The organism is Streptomyces sp. CA-146814, assembly GCF_050942385.1.
Lineage (GTDB): Bacteria > Actinomycetota > Actinomycetes > Streptomycetales > Streptomycetaceae > Streptomyces.
The window spans coordinates 6,802,829-6,819,134 of the sequence record NZ_CP192068.1 but is presented as its reverse complement, the minus strand read 5'-3'; the positions used below and the strand labels follow the sequence as shown (position 1 = coordinate 6,819,134).

The 16,306-nt window shown below is 71.0% G+C and carries 15 protein-coding genes; 2 read left to right on the top strand and 13 right to left on the bottom strand.

Annotated features, from left to right (window positions below; translation table 11 throughout):
• Nucleotides 1–77 precede the first annotated feature (77 nt).
• Nucleotides 78–1,697: a malate synthase A gene (aceB, locus tag ACQP09_RS30135; protein ID WP_433405380.1), complete on the top strand. Its 1,620-nt coding sequence runs from the start codon at nt 78–80 to the stop codon at nt 1,695–1,697.
• Nucleotides 1,698–1,871: 174 nt separating this feature from the next.
• Here aceB and ACQP09_RS30130 read toward each other — a convergent pair whose 3' ends face one another.
• From ACQP09_RS30130 to ACQP09_RS30120, 3 genes are all read right to left on the bottom strand, one after another.
• Entirely contained in the window at nt 1,872–3,404 is a 1,533-nt protein-coding gene (locus tag ACQP09_RS30130; protein WP_433405378.1) for a YfcC family protein, read from the bottom strand.
• On the bottom strand, nt 3,401–4,897 hold the full coding sequence (locus ACQP09_RS30125) for a M20/M25/M40 family metallo-hydrolase (protein WP_433405375.1): 1,497 nt from the start codon (nt 4,895–4,897) through the stop codon (nt 3,401–3,403). The genes ACQP09_RS30130 and ACQP09_RS30125 overlap by 4 nt, the downstream gene beginning before the upstream one ends.
• A 103-nt stretch (nt 4,898–5,000) precedes the next feature.
• Nucleotides 5,001–5,993 carry a fibronectin type III domain-containing protein gene (locus ACQP09_RS30120; RefSeq protein WP_433405372.1) on the bottom strand — a complete coding sequence of 331 codons (993 nt, stop codon included), beginning with the start codon at nt 5,991–5,993 and terminating at the stop codon, nt 5,001–5,003.
• A gap of 213 nt (nt 5,994–6,206) precedes the next feature.
• Between ACQP09_RS30120 and ACQP09_RS30115 the strand changes: the two genes are divergently transcribed.
• Nucleotides 6,207–6,821, top strand: a complete 615-nt coding sequence (locus ACQP09_RS30115) for a TIGR03086 family metal-binding protein (RefSeq protein ID WP_433405369.1) — start codon at nt 6,207–6,209, stop codon at nt 6,819–6,821.
• A 52-nt stretch (nt 6,822–6,873) separates the two neighbouring features.
• Here the strand turns inward: ACQP09_RS30115 and ACQP09_RS30110 are convergent, their stop codons facing one another.
• The 10 genes from ACQP09_RS30110 to ACQP09_RS30065 form a co-directional block, all read right to left on the bottom strand.
• Nucleotides 6,874–7,557 (bottom strand): alpha/beta fold hydrolase, encoded by a 684-nt coding sequence (locus ACQP09_RS30110; protein WP_433405366.1) that lies wholly within the window; start codon nt 7,555–7,557, stop codon nt 6,874–6,876.
• A 160-nt stretch (nt 7,558–7,717) separates the two neighbouring features.
• Nucleotides 7,718–9,184 (bottom strand): nucleobase:cation symporter-2 family protein, encoded by a 1,467-nt coding sequence (locus ACQP09_RS30105; RefSeq protein ID WP_433405363.1) that lies wholly within the window; start codon nt 9,182–9,184, stop codon nt 7,718–7,720.
• 363 nt (nt 9,185–9,547) lie between these two features.
• Nucleotides 9,548–10,936, bottom strand: a complete 1,389-nt coding sequence (locus ACQP09_RS30100; protein WP_433405360.1) for an 8-oxoguanine deaminase — start codon at nt 10,934–10,936, stop codon at nt 9,548–9,550.
• Nucleotides 10,937–10,981: 45 nt separating this feature from the next.
• Entirely contained in the window at nt 10,982–12,370 is a 1,389-nt protein-coding gene (locus ACQP09_RS30095) for a nucleobase:cation symporter-2 family protein (protein ID WP_433405358.1), read from the bottom strand.
• Between the two features lie 68 nt (nt 12,371–12,438).
• The gene (pucL, locus tag ACQP09_RS30090; RefSeq protein WP_018514695.1) at nt 12,439–13,362 is read right to left on the bottom strand and encodes a factor-independent urate hydroxylase; all 924 of its coding nucleotides are present in this window, start codon (nt 13,360–13,362) and stop codon (nt 12,439–12,441) included.
• A gap of 7 nt (nt 13,363–13,369) precedes the next feature.
• Complete coding sequence (uraH, locus tag ACQP09_RS30085) at nt 13,370–13,759, bottom strand: hydroxyisourate hydrolase (protein WP_319347954.1); 390 nt, start codon at nt 13,757–13,759, stop codon at nt 13,370–13,372.
• A 20-nt stretch (nt 13,760–13,779) separates the two neighbouring features.
• Nucleotides 13,780–14,316, bottom strand: coding sequence for a 2-oxo-4-hydroxy-4-carboxy-5-ureidoimidazoline decarboxylase (gene uraD, locus ACQP09_RS30080; RefSeq protein ID WP_432151317.1), 537 nt, complete (start codon nt 14,314–14,316; stop codon nt 13,780–13,782).
• Between the two features lie 164 nt (nt 14,317–14,480).
• Nucleotides 14,481–14,879, bottom strand: a complete 399-nt coding sequence (locus ACQP09_RS30075) for a helix-turn-helix domain-containing protein (RefSeq protein WP_404066815.1) — start codon at nt 14,877–14,879, stop codon at nt 14,481–14,483.
• Nucleotides 14,876–15,127 carry a hypothetical protein gene (locus tag ACQP09_RS30070; protein ID WP_161265215.1) on the bottom strand — a complete coding sequence of 84 codons (252 nt, stop codon included), beginning with the start codon at nt 15,125–15,127 and terminating at the stop codon, nt 14,876–14,878. The genes ACQP09_RS30075 and ACQP09_RS30070 overlap by 4 nt, the downstream gene beginning before the upstream one ends.
• 187 nt (nt 15,128–15,314) lie before the next feature.
• Nucleotides 15,315–16,154, bottom strand: coding sequence for a GntR family transcriptional regulator (locus ACQP09_RS30065; protein WP_423508368.1), 840 nt, complete (start codon nt 16,152–16,154; stop codon nt 15,315–15,317).
• Nucleotides 16,155–16,306: the final 152 nt, after the last annotated feature.

Here is a 16,306-nt window from a genome sequence, read left to right as displayed (position 1 = left end):
AGCCCATGGCACGCCGTGCCGTCTCAGGCGACCCGGCGGCCATGAGACGCCGCCGCCCGCTGAAGGAGTGACAGCTCATGTCCGCACCAGCGCCGTCCACGCTGGCCATCGTCGATGCCGAGCCCCTGCCCCGGCAGGATGAGGTCCTGACCGACGCGGCCCTCGCGTTCGTGGCCGAGCTGCACCGGCAGTTCACGCCGCGCCGCAATGAGCTGCTCGCCCGGCGCGGTGAGCGCCGCGCCGAGATCGCCCGCACCTCCACGCTGGACTTCCTGCCCGAGACGGCGGCGGTCCGCGCGGACGACTCCTGGAAGGTCGCGCCGGCCCCGGCCGCGCTGAACGACCGCCGGGTGGAGATCACCGGTCCGACCGACCGCAAGATGACGATCAACGCGCTCAACTCGGGCGCCAAGGTCTGGCTCGCCGACTTCGAGGACGCCTCCGCTCCCACCTGGGAGAACGTGATCCTCGGCCAGCTCAATCTGACCGACGCCTACGAGCGCCGCATCGACTTCACCGACCCGAAGTCCGGCAAGTCGTACGCGCTGAAGCCCGCCGACGAGCTCGCCACCGTCGTCACCCGCCCGCGCGGCTGGCACCTGGACGAGCGCCACCTCCAGCTGGACGGCACCCCCGTGCCCGGCGCGCTGGTCGACTTCGGCCTCTACTTCTTCCACAACGCCCAGCGCCTGATCGACCTCGGCAAGGGCCCGTACTTCTACCTCCCGAAGACGGAGTCGCACCTGGAGGCCCGCCTCTGGAACGACATCTTCGTCTTCGCCCAGGAGTACGTCGGCATCCCGCAGGGCACGGTCCGCGCGACGGTCCTGATCGAGACGATCACCGCCGCGTACGAGATGGAGGAGATCCTCTACGAGCTGCGCGACCACGCCTCCGGGCTGAACGCCGGCCGCTGGGACTACCTCTTCTCCATCGTCAAGAACTTCCGTGACGGCGGCGCCAAGTTCGTCCTGCCGGACCGCAACGCGGTGACGATGACCGCCCCGTTCATGCGGGCGTACACCGAACTCCTGGTCCGCACCTGCCACAAGCGCGGTGCGCACGCGATCGGCGGCATGGCGGCCTTCATCCCCTCGCGCCGCGACGCCGAGGTCAACAAGGTGGCCTTCGAGAAGGTCAAGGCCGACAAGGACCGCGAGGCCAACGACGGCTTCGACGGCTCCTGGGTCGCCCACCCCGACCTGGTCCCGATCGCGCTGGCCTCCTTCGACGCGGTCCTCGGCGATAAGCCGAACCAGAAGGACCGCCTCCGCGAGGACGTCTCCGTGGCGGCGGGCGACCTGATCGCCATCGACACCCTCGACGCCAAGCCCACGTACGACGGCCTGCGCAACGCCGTCGCGGTCGGCATCCGCTACATCGAGGCCTGGCTGCGCGGCCTGGGCGCGGTCGCCATCTTCAACCTGATGGAGGACGCGGCCACCGCCGAGATCTCCCGCTCCCAGATCTGGCAGTGGATCAACGCGGACGTGGTCTTCGAGAACGGCGAACACGCCACCGCGGACCTCGCCCGCAAGATCGCCGCCGAGGAACTGGCCGCGATCCGCGAGGAGATCGGCGAGGAGACCTTCACCGCCGGCAAGTGGCAGCAGGCCCACGACCTCCTGCTCCAGGTCTCCCTGGACCAGGACTACGCGGACTTCCTGACGCTGCCGGCGTACGAGCAGCTGCGCTGACCCTTTCTCCGCAAGAGCCCCACCTCCGCCCCCGGCACCGCACAGCGCCGGGGGCGGTGTCCTCGGAGAACGAGCCGCCGGACGGGTGACGTGGAGCCCCGGTGAAGTGGCGGGAGCAGAAACCCGTCCGAGCCATCGTGCCGCGCCGGAGAGGCGATCGAGGGTGCCCCCCCCTCACGTCCACACCGCCCCCAGCGCCACGAATCCGCAGATCAGTACGGCCAGGATCGCCAGCAGCGGCCAGACGAAGCGCAGGTACCTGTCGTAGCCGATCTTCGCCAGTGCCACCCCGCCGATGGTGACGGCCGTTGTCGGGACCCAGAGGTTCATCCAGCCGCTCGCCGCCTGCCAGGCCGTCACGACCACCGCGCGGGAGACGCCCGCGAAATCGGCCAGAGGGGCCAGGATCGGCATCGCGAGGGTGGCGTGGCCGGAGGTGGAGGGGATGAGGAAGGCGAGAGGGAGGTTGACGAGGAAGACGAAGACCGCGAAGAGCGCCGACGACGTTCCCGAGACCACCCCTTCGATGGAGTGCAGCACGGTGTCCGTGATCTGCGCGTTGTTCATGATGACGGTGACGCCGCGGGCGAGCACGATGACGAGTGCGGGTGAGATGAAGTCGGCCGCGCCCTGGATGATCGTCGCGCTGAGCCGTTGTTCGCCGAAGCGGGCGACGACGCCGACCAGGACCGCCGCGACCAGGAACAGCGCGGCCAGCTGCGGGAAGGACCAGCCGAGTTCGAAGCCGTACGGAGTGGCGTCGGCGTCGCCCGTGAGTGCGCTGGACCACGGGACGACCGAGAAGATCATGAAGGCGAAGACCAGCGTGACCAGGACGAGGATGACCTGGTGGAGCCTGGTCAGCCTCGGTGGCTCCTCCGCGTCCGTCGCGTTGTGGTCGCGGTCGCCGGGGAGGAAGCCGGAGAGCGAGCGTTCGGGGTTCCTGCGGACGCGGCCCGCGTACCGGACGACGTAGGCAATCGTGACCGCCGTCAGCACCACCCACATGATCGCGCGCAGCACGATGCCGTCGCCGAGCGAGATGTCGGCCGCGGAGGAGGCGACTCCGGTGGCGAAGGGGTTGACCGTGGAGCAGAGCACGCCGATGCCCGCTCCGAGGATGATCGTGCCGGTGGCCACCATCCGGTCGTAGCCGAGGGCCAGCATCAGCGGGATGATCAAGCCGTAGAAGCCGAGCGTCTCCTCGGCGAAGCCCTCGACCGTACCGAGCAGGGCGAAGACCAGCATCACCCCGGCGATGAGCAGGGCGCCCCGGTCGCGCAGGCGGTGGGCCAGGCGGCCGATCCCTTGGTCCAGGGCGCCGGTGGCGAACACCACCGTGATGAAGGCGCCGATGGCGAGCACGAAGAGGAACACGCCCGCGCTGCCGTACAGTTCGCCGGCCAGATCCGGGCCGACCTCGCCCGTCTCCGCGTCCTGGACGCCGTAGAGGCCGTTGACCGGGGAGAGGAAGAGGTCGTTCAGGCGGTCGGTGAAGCTCTGGTCGGAGTCGACGCGGTGGTACGTGCCCTGGAGCGGGGCGCCTTCCTCGTCGCGGTCGTAGGCGCCGGGCGGGACCAGGAAGGCCAGGGCCCAGACCGCGAGGGTGACGAGGGCGAGGATGGTGAGGGCGCTGGGGAAGGTGAATCCGCGACCGGCCGGGGGTTCCTCCTCGGGGGCCGGTTTCGTGTCGGCCGCGCTGCTCATGCGGGGCTCCCGCCGGGGGTGGAGGCCGTGCTTCCGGTGGAGGCGGTGCGCGGGGCGGCGCTCCCGTCAAAGGTGGAGGCCGTGCTTCCGGTGGAGGCGGTGCCCGGGTCCGCGCTCCCGCCGGGTCCGGTCCCATCCCCATCGGAGCCGTACCCCTTCGCGTACTCCCTCAGGAACGCCGCCTCCGCGATCACCGCCGATCGCAGCTCCGAGAAGAGGACGCGCTCGTTCGGGGCGTGCAGGTTGCACCTGCTGTCCTGGGCGCCGAAGAGGAGCACCTCGGCGTTCGGGGCCGCCTCGGCCAGGCCGTTGACCAAGGGGATCGAGCCGCCGCTCGCCACGGAGGACACCTCGCGGCCCCAGCCCTCCCTCAGCGCGGTGCGGGCGGCGCGGTAGGCGGGGCCGTCGGTCGCGGGTTCGAAGCCGGGGCCCGTGTCGCCGGGGGTGACGGTGAGCGGGATGCCGAACGGACGCAGGGACTCCAGATGGGTGACGAGGAGGGCCTGTGCCTGGCGCGGGTCCTGCGCGGGATGGAAGCGGAGGTTCAGCTTCGCACGGGCGTACGGGACGACGGCGGAGGCCGCCTGGTCGACGCTCGGGGCGTCGATGCCGATGACGGTGATCGCGGGGCCGCTCCAGAGGCGCTCGCCGAGGCTGCCGGAGCCGATGAGCGGGACGCCCTCCTCGACGCCGGCGAGCGAGCGGAACTCGTCCTCCGTGAAGGCCGTGCCGGTCCACTCGTCGCGGCGCAGGCCCTCCACCGCCACATCGCCGTGGACGTCGTGGAGGGTGGCCAGCGCCTTGAGGAGGGCGAGCAGGGCGTCGGGGGCGGCTCCGCCGAAGCCGCCGCTGTGCCGGGGTTCGGCGAGGGTGCGGACCTCGACGACGACCTCGGCCGCGCCGCGCAGGCCGGTGGTGAGGGTGGGGCTGCCGGGGCGGATGTTGCCCAGGTCCGCGATGACCATGGCGTCGCAGGCGAAGCGGTCCGGGTCGGTGGGCGGGTGGTCGTCGAAGGCGCTGCCGTACTCCTCCTGGCCCTCCAGGACGATCTTCAGCCCGACCGGAGGACGCCCCGCGAAGGCGCGGAGCACGCCCAGGTGGACCAGGATGTTCGCCTTGTCGTCCGCGATGCCCCGGGCCCGCAGACCGCCTTCGACGGGGGTCGGTTCGAAGGGCGGGGAGAGCCAGAGGGACGCGTCGCCGGGCGGCTGTACGTCGTAGTGGCCGTAGAGCAGGACGGTCGGCGCGCCCGGTTCCGGGGGCGGGACCCGCGCGATGATGACCGGCGCGGTGTCGGGCAGGTCCAGCCGCTCGATGTGCTCCACGCCCGCGCCGCGCAGCAGGTCCACGAGGAGGTCGTGGGCCTGCCGCACGGGCTCGGGCGGAAAGCCGGGGAAGGCGATGGACGCGATGGCCGTCAGCCGTACCAGGTCGGCGACGAGACCGTCCATCAGCTCATCGACCCGCGTGCTCAGGTCGTCTCCCGGATCCATGGCTCAGCCCCTTCGGTCCCCGCGGTCCTGCCCGCCCTTCCGGGATCAATGGACCACAAGGGGCGGAGCCTCGCACGCCTGGGAGGCGGATGCCCGTGACGCGTCAGTCCGCCAGGACGATCGTGGGCTGGGCCGAGAAGTCGCCCCACTTGCCGTCCGGGAGCTTGGCCCTGAGCTTGACCGAGTAGCGGGTGCCCGCCGGGTCGGCGAGGTTCAGCCGGTAGGTGGCCCGGCCCTTCGGCGGCGTACCGCCCCAGACGATGGTGGTGGTCAGCTTGCCGTTCAGGTACAGCTGGTAGGCGGGGATCACTCCGCCGGTGTCGGGCTGGTCCCAGGAGAGGTCGACCGTGAACTCCGCGCCCTCCTTGCCGATCTCGGTGCGCAGCCCGGTGGGGGCGGTGCTGGCGGGGGCGCCGGGGGCGGAGTCGGTGGTGAGGTCGAGCGCGTTGCTGTCGGGCGAGGACTTGTCGGAGGCGTCCCGGGCCCGGACGGTGAAGGTGTAGACGGTGCCCGGGCGCAGCCCCGTGAGCTTCGCCGTGGTCTCGGTGGCCGGGACGCTGTGGATCCGGGAGTCCTCCTGGTAGATGTCGTACGAGGTGACGCCGACGTCGTCCTTGGCCGCACCCCAGGTGAGCGTGGCGGCCCGGCTTCCGTCGGGGGCGCCCTTCAGTCCGGTCGGGGCGGTGGGAGGCGCGTCGTCCTTGGGCGGGGTGGCCCGGGTGGTGACGGGGACGGCCTTGCTGGGCGCGGAGAGGTTCCCGGCCGCGTCCTTGCTCCGGACGGAGAAGGTGTAGTCCGTGGAGGCCGTCAGCCCGTCGACGTCGATCATGGTCTTGGCCGCCGGGACGCTCTTGACCTTGGCCTTCCCGCGGTAGACCTCGTACCCCGCGACCGCCTTGTTGTCGGAGGCGGGCTCCCACATGACGTGCACCGAGGTGGAGCTGCTGGCCTGCGCGGTCACCCCGGCGGGGACGGCGGGCGGCTGCGTGTCGGCTTCGGCGCTGCCGCCACAGGCAGCGAGGAGGGGGGTGAGAAACAGGGCGGAACAGGCCAACGTGGCAGATATGTGGGGGCGTTGCACGGTGGTGCCTTCCATCCGGACAGCAATGGTCCAGACCTGTATGACATGGCGCGGGGGTTGCCGACAAGAGGACGGCGAGGAACCTTCCGCTATGTGACGGTGTGCGCCGCGCCCCGGCCCGGCCCGGCCGAGCCGTTGTGCCCGCGCCGATGTGCGTCGGTCCCGTCGGCCGGGCGGCTCCGTCGTGCCCGGCCGATGAGTTCTCGGCCGCCCGGCGGTCTGCCCTGTATGAACGACGACACCAGCACCGATGCCTCCGCACCCGCCCTCGACCTCGGCCCGGCCGCCCGGCGCGTCACCGGCCTGCTCGACGCGATCGACGACAGCCGGCTGGACGGCCCCACGCCCTGCCCGGACTACGCCGTACGGCACCTGCTCGGCCACCTGACCGGCCTGGCCACCGCCTTCCGCGACGCGGCCCGCAAGGATCTCGGAGCGAGCACGGCCCTCCCGCCGGACTCCGCCCTGCCCGTACTCGGCGACGACTGGCGCGAGGTGCTGCCCCGGCGGCTGGCGGAGGTGGCGGCGGCCTGGCGCTCCGCCGACGCATGGACGGGCATGACCCGGGCCGGCGGCGTGGACCTGCCCGGCGAGGTGGCGGGGGCCGTCGCACTCGACGAACTGGTCATCCACGGCTGGGACCTGGCCCGGGCGACCGGACAGCCGTATGAGGCGGGGGAGGCCGAACTCCGTACCTGCGCGGCCCTGCTAGCCCCGGCGGACGACGACCCGGACCGCGGCTCCATCTTCGGCCCGCCCGTTCCGGTGCCGGGCGACGCTCCGCTGCTGGACCAGGTGATCGGCCTGAGCGGCCGCCGCCCGGACTGGCGGCCGGAGAGCTGAGGAGGCGCGGTTCCTCCGACAACGCCCTGACGCCCGTTGCCGCCGGGACCGGTCAGCTGGTGAAGAACTCCGTGATGTGCGCGGCCACCTGGTCGGCCCGGGTCTCGTGCATGCGGTGGCCGCCGGGGACCGTGATCAGCCGGCAGTCCGGGATCAGGGACGCCATGTCGGCCTGGCGCTCCTGCGGCATGCGGCTCTCCGGGCCGCCGGTGATGATCATCGTCGGGGCGACGATCTCGCCGAGCCCCTCGGCCGCGTCCGGTCCGGGGTCGGCGAGCTGGTCGCGTACGGCGGGCACCGCGTTCTCGTCGTAGTCCACCGGGCCTTCGGGCCGCCCCGCCGGGCCCGGGTCGCCCGGGAACGGGGCCGGGGTCTCCACCAGCACCAGCCGCTCCACTCGGTCCGCGTGCTCCTCGGCCACCAGCCGGGCGACCGCGCCGCCCATGCCGTGGCCGACCAGGCCCACCCGGTCCAGCTCCAGCTCGTCGAGGAAGCCGACGACGTCCTCGGCCATCAGCTCCAGGTCGTACTCGTCGGGCCAGTCGCTCTCGCCGTGACCGCGCAGGTCCAGCGCGAAGACCCGCCACTCCTGGCCGAGCAGGGGGCCGGCCGCCTCCCAGTCCGCGGCGGAACCGCCGAGTCCGTGCAGCAGCACGACGGGCGAGCCGAACGAATCGCCCCAGGTCCGGTACGCGAGGCGCACATCGCCGACATCCACCACTGACTGATCTTCCATACCCCTGACGCTACAGCCGCCGGGCTGCCGCCCGCTCCACGGCCCCGGGTCCCGACCGCCGCCCCCGCCCCGGCCCCGGCACAGACGGCCGAAGCCCCGTGCGGACGCACGGGGCTTCACCGGACTGCGGGGCTTCACCAGGCTGCGTACGGCGGATACGTCAGTGGACGCCCACCCCGGCCGCCGCCGGGACCACGTGCTCGCCGTTCTCGGCCTCCTCGTCCATCCCGTCCGGCTTGCGGCCGAAGTGGTTGAAGGCGAGGTTCAGCACGATGGCCACCACGCAACCGGTCGAGATACCGGAGTCGAGGACGACCAGCAGGCTCTCCGGGAAGGCGTGGTAGAACTGCGGCGCCGCGATCGGGATCAGGCCGATCCCGAGGGCCGCCGCCACGATCAGCGCGTTCTCGCCCTTCTCCATGGCGGCGGTGGCCAGGGTCTGGATGCCGCTGGCCGCGACCGTACCGAAGAGGACGATGCCCGCGCCGCCGAGCACCGGCAGCGGTACGAGGGCGATGACGGAGGCCGCGACGGGGACCAGGCCGAGCACGATGAGGATGCCGCCGCCCGCCGCGACGACGAAGCGGCTGCGGATCTTCGTCATGGCGACCAGGCCGACGTTCTGGGCGAAGGCGCTGCACATGAAGCCGTTGAAGATCGGGCTGATGGCGCTGCCGAGGGTGTCGGCGCGTAGGCCGCCCTCGATGATCTTCTCGTCCGCCGGCCGGCCGACGATCTTGCCGAGGGCCAGCATGTCGGCGGTGGACTCGGTCATGCAGACCAGCATCACGATGCACATGGAGATGATGGCGGCGATCTCGAACTGCGGGCCGCCGAAGGCGAACGGCGTGGGGAAGCCGACCACGTCTGCGTTCTTGATGGCGCTGAAGTCGGTGATGCCGGCGGGGATGGCGATCAGGGTGCCGATGACCAGGCCGAGCAGGATCGCGATCTGCTGGAGGAAGCCGCGCAGCAGCTTGCGCAGGGCCAGCACGATCACCAGGGTGACGGCGGCCATGGTGATGTTGGTCATCGAACCGTAGTCGTCCGCCGTCGCGTTGCCGCCCTGGGACCAGTTGAAGGCGACCGGCAGGAGCGAGACACCGATCAGGGTGATGACGGTGCCGGTGACGACCGGTGGGAAGAAGCGGACCAGTTTGCAGAAGTACGGGGCGAGGAGGAAGCCCAGCACGCTCGCGACGATGATCGCGCCGAAGATCACGGCTATGCCTTCGTGTCCCCGGTCCTTGCCGATCGCGATCATCGGGGCCACACCGGCGAACGAGACGCCGTTGACGAAGGGCAGCCGGGCGCCGACCTTCCAGAAGCCGATGGTCTGGAGCAGGGTGGCGATGCCCGCGGTGAAGAGGCTCGCCCCCATCAGGAAGGCGGTCTCCTTGGCGGTGAGGCCGACGGCCGGCCCCACGATCAGGGGTGGTGCCACCACCCCGGCGTACATGGCGGCCACGTGCTGGAGGCCGCTGGTGAACATCTTCAGTGGCGGGAGGGTCTCGTCGACCGGATGTTTCCGGCCGTCACCTGCTGCTTCTGCTTCTGTGACGGCATGGTCCGTCACGTCGGGGGCGGCTGCATCTGCGTCTTTGCGAAACCTGGGCTCAGCGGCCACGGCGGTTCCTCCGGTCGGTTACGCGTCGTCGGCGACGCGGGTGTCAGGGAGGTGCTGCGTATGTGGTGCGGTGGTGCGTGCGGCTCTCTCAGGTGGTGCAGGTCGTGCAGAGGGGGGTACGGAGGGGCGCGCGCACGGTGGGGGCGTGCGGGCAGCGTTCATCACCGGTCCGGCGGCGCCCACCATGGGGTGCGCGTCCGCCGGACCGGCTGCCGTGGACCCCGCTCGGGCCCACGGCGGCCGGTCTCGGGCCGTCCCCCTCGACCGGCCGGTCGGGGATTCCGCCGGGGTCGGTGACTGCCCGGCGGTTCGGGGACACCGCCGGGGGTCAGTGCTGCCCGGCGGTTCGGGGTTCCGCCGGGGTCAGGCCCCGGCGGCGATCTGCGCGAGGCGGCGGGCCTCGTCGCGGGTGGTGCGGGCGATGGCGTCCTCGTCCACCGTGGTGAGGTGGTTGCCCTCGACGACCGGCTTGCCGTCGACGAGGGAGAGGGTCACCGGGGCGGCCGCGCCGAAGATGAGCGCGGTCACCGGGTCGGCGATCGAGGAGTGGGCCAGGGTGTCGAGCTTCCAGAGGACGAGGTCGGCGAGCTTGCCGGCCTCCAGGGAGCCGATCTGGTCGGCGCGGCCCAGGACCTGGGCTCCGCCGAAGGTCCCGAGGCGCAGGGCCTGACGGGCGTTCAGGGCGGCCTCGCGGTGGGCGCCGAGGCGGTTGATGAGCAGGGCGTTGCGCAGCTCGGTGTGGAGTTCGCCGGACTCGTTGGAGGCGGTGCCGTCCACGCCGAGGCCGACCGGGACACCGGCGGCGAGCATGTCGGGGACCCGGGCGATGCCGGCGGCGAGGCGGGCGTTGGAGGACGGGCAGTGGGCGACGCCGGTTCCCGTACGGGCGAAGGCGGCGATGTCGGAGTCGTTCATGTGGACGCAGTGCGCCATCCACACGTCGCTGCCGAGCCAGCCGGTGGACTCGAAGTAGTCGGTCGGGCCCATCCCGAACAGCTCCTTGCAGAACTGCTCCTCCTCGACGGTCTCCGAGCCGTGCGTGTGCAGCCGTACATTCTTGCGGCGAGCCAACTCGGCGCCCTGGCGCATCAGTTCGGTGGAGACCGAGAACGGCGAGCAGGGCGCGACGGCGATCTGCGTCATCGCGTCGAAGGAGGCGTCGTGGTGGGCGTCGATGGTGGCCTCGGTGGCGGCGAGCGCGCCTTCGAGGGTCTCGACGGCGAAGTCCGGCGGCAGGCCGCCGTCCTTCTCGCTGCGGTCCATGGAGCCCCGGGCGAGGGTGAACCGTACGCCCATCTCACGCGCGGCCCCGATGATCGCGCCGGACAGGTCGCCGGAGCCCTTCGGGAAGACGTAGTGGTGGTCCATCGCGGTGGTGACGCCGCCCCGGGCCAGCATGGCGAGCGAGCCCTGCGCGGCGGCGCGGGACATCGGCTCGTCGATGCGCGCCCAGGTCGGGTAGAGGGCGACCAGCCAGTTGAAGAGGTTGTGGTCGGTGGCCAGGCCCCGGGTGATCCACTGGTAGAAGTGGTGGTGGGTGTTGACCAGGCCGGGGGTGGCGAGGTGCCCGGTGGCGTCGATGCGCCGGACGACTCCCGTGAGCCCTTCGGGCGCCTTGCCGGCGCCGACGGACTCGATGCGGTTGTCGGCCACGACGATGTACCCGGAGGCGTACTCCGTGTCGTGGGCGTCGACGGTGGCGATCGAACAGTTCTCGATGACGATGCGCTGAGGGTCTGCCGAAGCTGCCATGGCGCTTCCTTCTTCTCTCTGTGGCGATGTGGGCACGGCAGGACCCTAGGAGGATTTGAGTGCCACAGCGGGGCGGCCGTGGGTGCCGAGATGGTGGAAGAACAGGTTGAGCACGACCGCGACCAGCGCTCCCGCGCTGATCCCGGAGCCGAGGACGGTCTGCGCCCAGGCCGGGAATCCGGCGTAGAAGGTGGGCGCGGCGAGCGGGATGATGCCCGCGCCGAGCGCCACCGCGACCAGGATGATGTTGGAGCTGTCGTCGAGTCCGGCCTCGGAGAGCGTACGGATGCCGCTGACCGCGATGGAGCCGAAGAGGACGATGCCGGCGCCGCCGAGGACGGGCATCGGGACGAGCGAGACGACCGCGCCGAGCACCGGGAAGGCGCCGAGGACCAGCAGGGCGCCGCCCGCCGCCGCGACGACGTACCGGCTGCGGACGCGGGTCAGGGAGACGACGCCGACGTTCTGCGCGAAGGCGCTGGTGGGGAAACCGCCGAAGACCGGTCCGACGAGGGTGGCGATGCCGTCCGTACGGAGACCTCGGGTGATCGTACGACCGTCGGTGCGGCGGTCGCAGATCTCGCCCAGGGCCAGCATGCCGGCCGAGGACTCCGTCATCAGGACGAGCATGACGATGCAGAGGGAGAGGATCGCGGCCGGATGGAACTCAGGTGCGCCGAAGGCGAAGGGGGTCGGCAGGGCGGCGAGCGGCGCGGACTTCAGGGCGGAGAAGTCGGCGAGTCCGAACGGGATCGCGGCCAGCGTACCGACGAACATGCCGACCAGCAGCGCGACTTGCTTGAGGAAGCCACGGCCGAAGCGCTGGATGAGCAGGATGACGACGAGCGTGAAGGCGGCCAGCGCCAGGTACTTCATGGCGCCGAAGTCGGCGGCGGTGGCGTCGCCGCCCTGCGCCCAGGCGACCGGCACGGGCATGAGGGTGACGCCGATGAGGGTGATGACGACACCGGTGACGAGCGGCGGGAAGAAGCGCAGCAGCCTGCCGAAGAACGGCCCGACCGTCAGGCAGAAGACTCCGGCGACGAGCACCGCCCCGTAGATGGCGGGGAGTTGGTGTCCGGGCGCGCTGGTCTCGGCGATGGCGAGCATCGGGGCGATACCGGCGGAGGAGGCCGCGTTGACGAACGGCAGCCGGTTCCCGGCGAACGTGCCGACCCCGATGGTCTGCACGATGGTGGCGAGTCCGGCGATCAGGAGGCTCGCGGCGATGAGCCGGGTCATTCCGGCGGTGTCCAGGCCGACGGCCTGGCCGATGATCAGCGGAGGGGTGACGACGCCCGCGTACATGGCGGCGATGTGCTGGAGAGCCGCGGGGACGAGCCGGGCGGGTGGGAGCTTCTCGTCGCACGGGTGAACTGCCGTGCCGCTGAGGGTTTTCGGGGCTTCGGCCGGCCCCGTTGCAGGCTGTGCCATGGGTGTTTCCTCCGGGATGACCGGCCCCCGCCCGACTGCGGGCGGGCGGAGACCGGCTCAGTGCCGCGTCAGAGGTTGGTCATGTCGACCGGGATCTTCGGCTCGACGCCGTCCCGGAGCACGGTGGCCTCGATCAGACCGTAGGGACGGTCCGCCGCGAAGTAGACCTCGTTGTCGTTCTTCAGTCCGAACGGTTCGAGGTCCACCAGGAAGTGGTGGTTGTTCGGCAGCGAGAAGCGGATCTCGTCGATCTCGCTGCGGCTGTTGATGATCCGCGAACCCATCTGGTACAGGGTCTGCTGGAGCGAGAGGGAGTACGTCTCGGCGAAGGCCTGGAGCATGTGCTTGCGCGCCTGCTCGTAGGACTTCTCCCAGTTCGGCATGCGCTGCTCGTCGCTGGTCCAGTTGTACCGCCAGCGCGCGGAGACGTCGGTCGCCAGGATGCGGTCGTACGCCTCCTTCAGCGTCGTGTACTTGTCCTTGACGTAGCCCCAGAACTCGGAGTTGGTCGAGTTCATCACCGTGAGGTCCTTGAGGCCCGAGATGACCTCCCAGTTCTCACCGTCGTAGGTGATCTGGGAGACGCGGGTCTCCATGCCCTTGCGGGCGAAGGAGTGCTTGACCTCGTCGGCGCCGATGAACTTGGAGTTGCCGTCGGAGGTCGCGATGCGCTCCCAGGCGTACTCCTCGATCCGGATCCGGGCCCGGTGGATCGGCTCCTGCGAGGAGACGAAGTGGCGGGCGAGGTGGATGCCGAACTGCTCGGCGGACTCGATCCCGTGCTCCTTGGCGAACGCGAACACCGTGTTCTTGGTGGTGTCGGTCGGCAGGACGTTGGCGTTGGAGCCGGAGTAGTGGACGTCGTCCATGTCGCCGGAGAGGGCGACCGAGACGTTGAGGTCCTTGATGTGGTGGGTGTCGCCGTCCCGCGTGATCTTTACGACGCGGTTCTCTGCTTTGCCGTACTGGTTCTGGCCGAGAATCGTGGGCATGTCGGTGCTAGCTCCCTCGGTAAACGGAGTAGCCGAACGGGTTGAGCAGCAGCGGTACGTGATAGTGCTCGCCCGGCACGACCGCGAAGGCGATCGTCACTTCCGGGAAGAACGCGCCGCTGTCCCTTACGCGGGGGGCGTCCTGCTGCGCCTCGGCTTGCTTCTTGGAAAAGTACGTCTCGGTGTCGAATTCGAGACGCACATGGGTGGTGCCTTCCGGCAGCGCCGGCAGGTCCTTGCAGCGCCCGTCCGCATCGGTCGCGGAGGCTCCGAGCGTCACGTACGGCGAGCCGCTGCCGCTGCGGGCGGCGAGCGAGACGGCGACGGACGCGGCGGGGCGGCCGATGCTGGTGTCCAGGATGTGCGTGGACACCGATGCGGTCGTGTCGGTGCTCAAGACCGTCACTCTCCTTGATCTCAAGAGTCCTGTGCGGGAGCTTCCTCTGCGAGGGTCTCCCGTACGAGACGGGTCAGCCGGATGCGGTTGATCTTGCCCAGTTCGGTGCGCACGATCTCCCGCTCCTGCTCGGGCGCGTTTCCGATCCGGGACTTCACCGCGTCACGCATCTGCTCACCGGTGGCGCCGGTGGCGCAGATCAGGAAGACATGTCCGAACCGCTCCTGGTAGGCCAGGTTCAGTTCGAGCATCTCGGTCTTGAGCTCCTCGGAGGCGCCGGCCATCCCCCGCTGCTCGCGGGAGGAGGTCGGGTCGCCGGGGATCGGGCGCCCGATCGGCGGGTGGCCCGCCATCGCCTCGGCCAGGTCCTCCGCGGTGAGCTCGGCCATGGCGGCGTCGCTGGCGGAGAGCAGGGCTTCCTCGGTGGCGTACGGACGACCGGCGAGGACGGTCTCTCCCCAGGCCGCACTGGCACAGACCTCGTGCAGTGCGGGGGTGGCCTCGCCGTCCGCCAGGGTGTTGAACCGGGTGAGGCCCGGTGTGGAGCTCGAAGTCACGGGAGCCTCCGTGGCTGTTTTTCGCTGTGCGTTGTTCGGGCTGCGGATAGCTAACGCCCTCCGCAACACGACGTCAACACTTTGTTGAAATCTCGCGAACGGAGAAAGCCGCCGTCCCGGCATGCGGACAGCGGCTTTCCTGTGTGTTCGGCGGGTTCGGCCAACTACTCACCCTTGGCCGAATGTTCCCGGTTCAGGTAGTTGTACACGGTGAATCTGGAAACCCCTAGGGCGCCGGCCACGGTCTCCACCCCGTGTCGTACGGAGAAGGCACCGCGTGCCTCCAGGGTCCGGACGACGGACTGCTTGGCCTTACGGTCCAGGTCGGCGAGCGGCATCCCGTGCCGCCGCTCCATCGCGGCGAGGATGTGGTCCAGCGAGTCGGAGAGCTGGGGCAGCCGTACGGCTATGACGTCCTGGCCCTCCCACGCGAGCACCACATCGTCCGGCTGGGCCTGCTCGGGGCCGAGCAGCTCGGCGCCCATCGCGTCGACGAGCGGCTTGACCGCCGATACGAAGGGGTGGTCGACGGTGACCGGAGAGTGATCGGCGGATTCGGTCACCGGCTCTCCTCCCCGATCACGTTGACCTGGAGCGAGACCCGGGTGGCGCCCGAGGCCAGGGCCCGGCGCAGCAGGGAGTCCACGGCGGTGAGCACCTCGTCCGCGCCCCCTTCCGCCGTGTTGCCGAACGGGCCGACGTCCACGGCGTCGAGCTCGGCGCTCTGGATCACCTCGCGGGCCACCACCGCGTGGGCGGGCGCCTCGTCGAGATCGAAGGGCTCGGTGGTGAATTCCACCCTCAAGCGCACTGTGCCTCCCTGATGTCCTCGCCGCGGGTGCGGGCGCGCGGCCGGGGCACGACTGTAACCGCGCTCGGGCCGCGTGCGGGGGTCACGCGGCGACGGTCACGGCGGAGGCGGGGGCGCAGACCGGCGACCGGGGCACGGCGACGCCGCCGGGGCCGCCCTCCCCGCGACGCCTGCCGGAGCCGGACGCTCAGGCCCCCGCCTGGATGTCCCCCCTGGTCGACGACGTGATCGCGTCGCCGTGCGCGAAGTCTCCCGGCGGGATGCCCGGGTGGTGGCCCTCCCGGTCCGGGGCGACCTCGGCGGCCGGGCCGAGGGCGAGGCGGGAGACGATGCGGTAGCGGTCGCCCCGGTAGAGCGAGTGGACGTACTCCACCGGGCGGCCGGACGTGTCGGAGGTCAGCCGTTCGAAGAGCAGGGCCGGGGAGAGCTCCGGCACGTCGAGCAGCTTCGCCTCGGCGCGGGTCACGACGGTGGGCTCGATCGCCTGGACCGCCTCGTGGACGTGCACGCCGTGCGTGGCGCGCAGGTGCTCGTACAGGTCGCCGCTCTCCAGCTCCTGCGCGCTGAGCCCGGGCACCAGCTCGGCCCGGATGTGCAGGTGCTCGATGGCCATCGGCGCCCCGTCGACCAGCCGGAGCCGGGCCACGTAGACGATCTCGGCGGCGGGTGACATCCGCAGCTTGCGGCCGACGCGGGCGCCCGCCTGGAGGGTGGTGAACTCCAGCAGCCGGCTCGACCAGGCGCCCGCCGCCTGCGGCACGGTCAGCGACCGGTCCCCCGCCACCAGCTCCTGGGTGATCTTGGCGGGTGCGACGAACATGCCCCGGCCGTGCTCCCGCACCAGGAGCCCGGCGGCGACCAGCTCGTCGACGGCCGCGCGCACGGTGGGCCGCGATACGCCGAGGAGCGAGCACAGGGCCCGCTCCGAGGGGATCGCGTCGCCGGGGCTGCGCGACTCGATGAGCTCCAGCACCGCATCGCGCGTCCGCTCCCGCTTGAGCACCGTCCCCGGCACATCCGCGTCCATGCGCTCCCCTCCCGACGGGTCCATTTTCCTTACCAGTTGACCGAGGTCCGGACCAACTGGCTTGCTGGTCAGGCGAAGTGTAGCGCTTACCTCGAGGCGTCAGGGTGTACGTGTTACGCACAGATCACCAAATCACCTTCGTACGCAGGGGG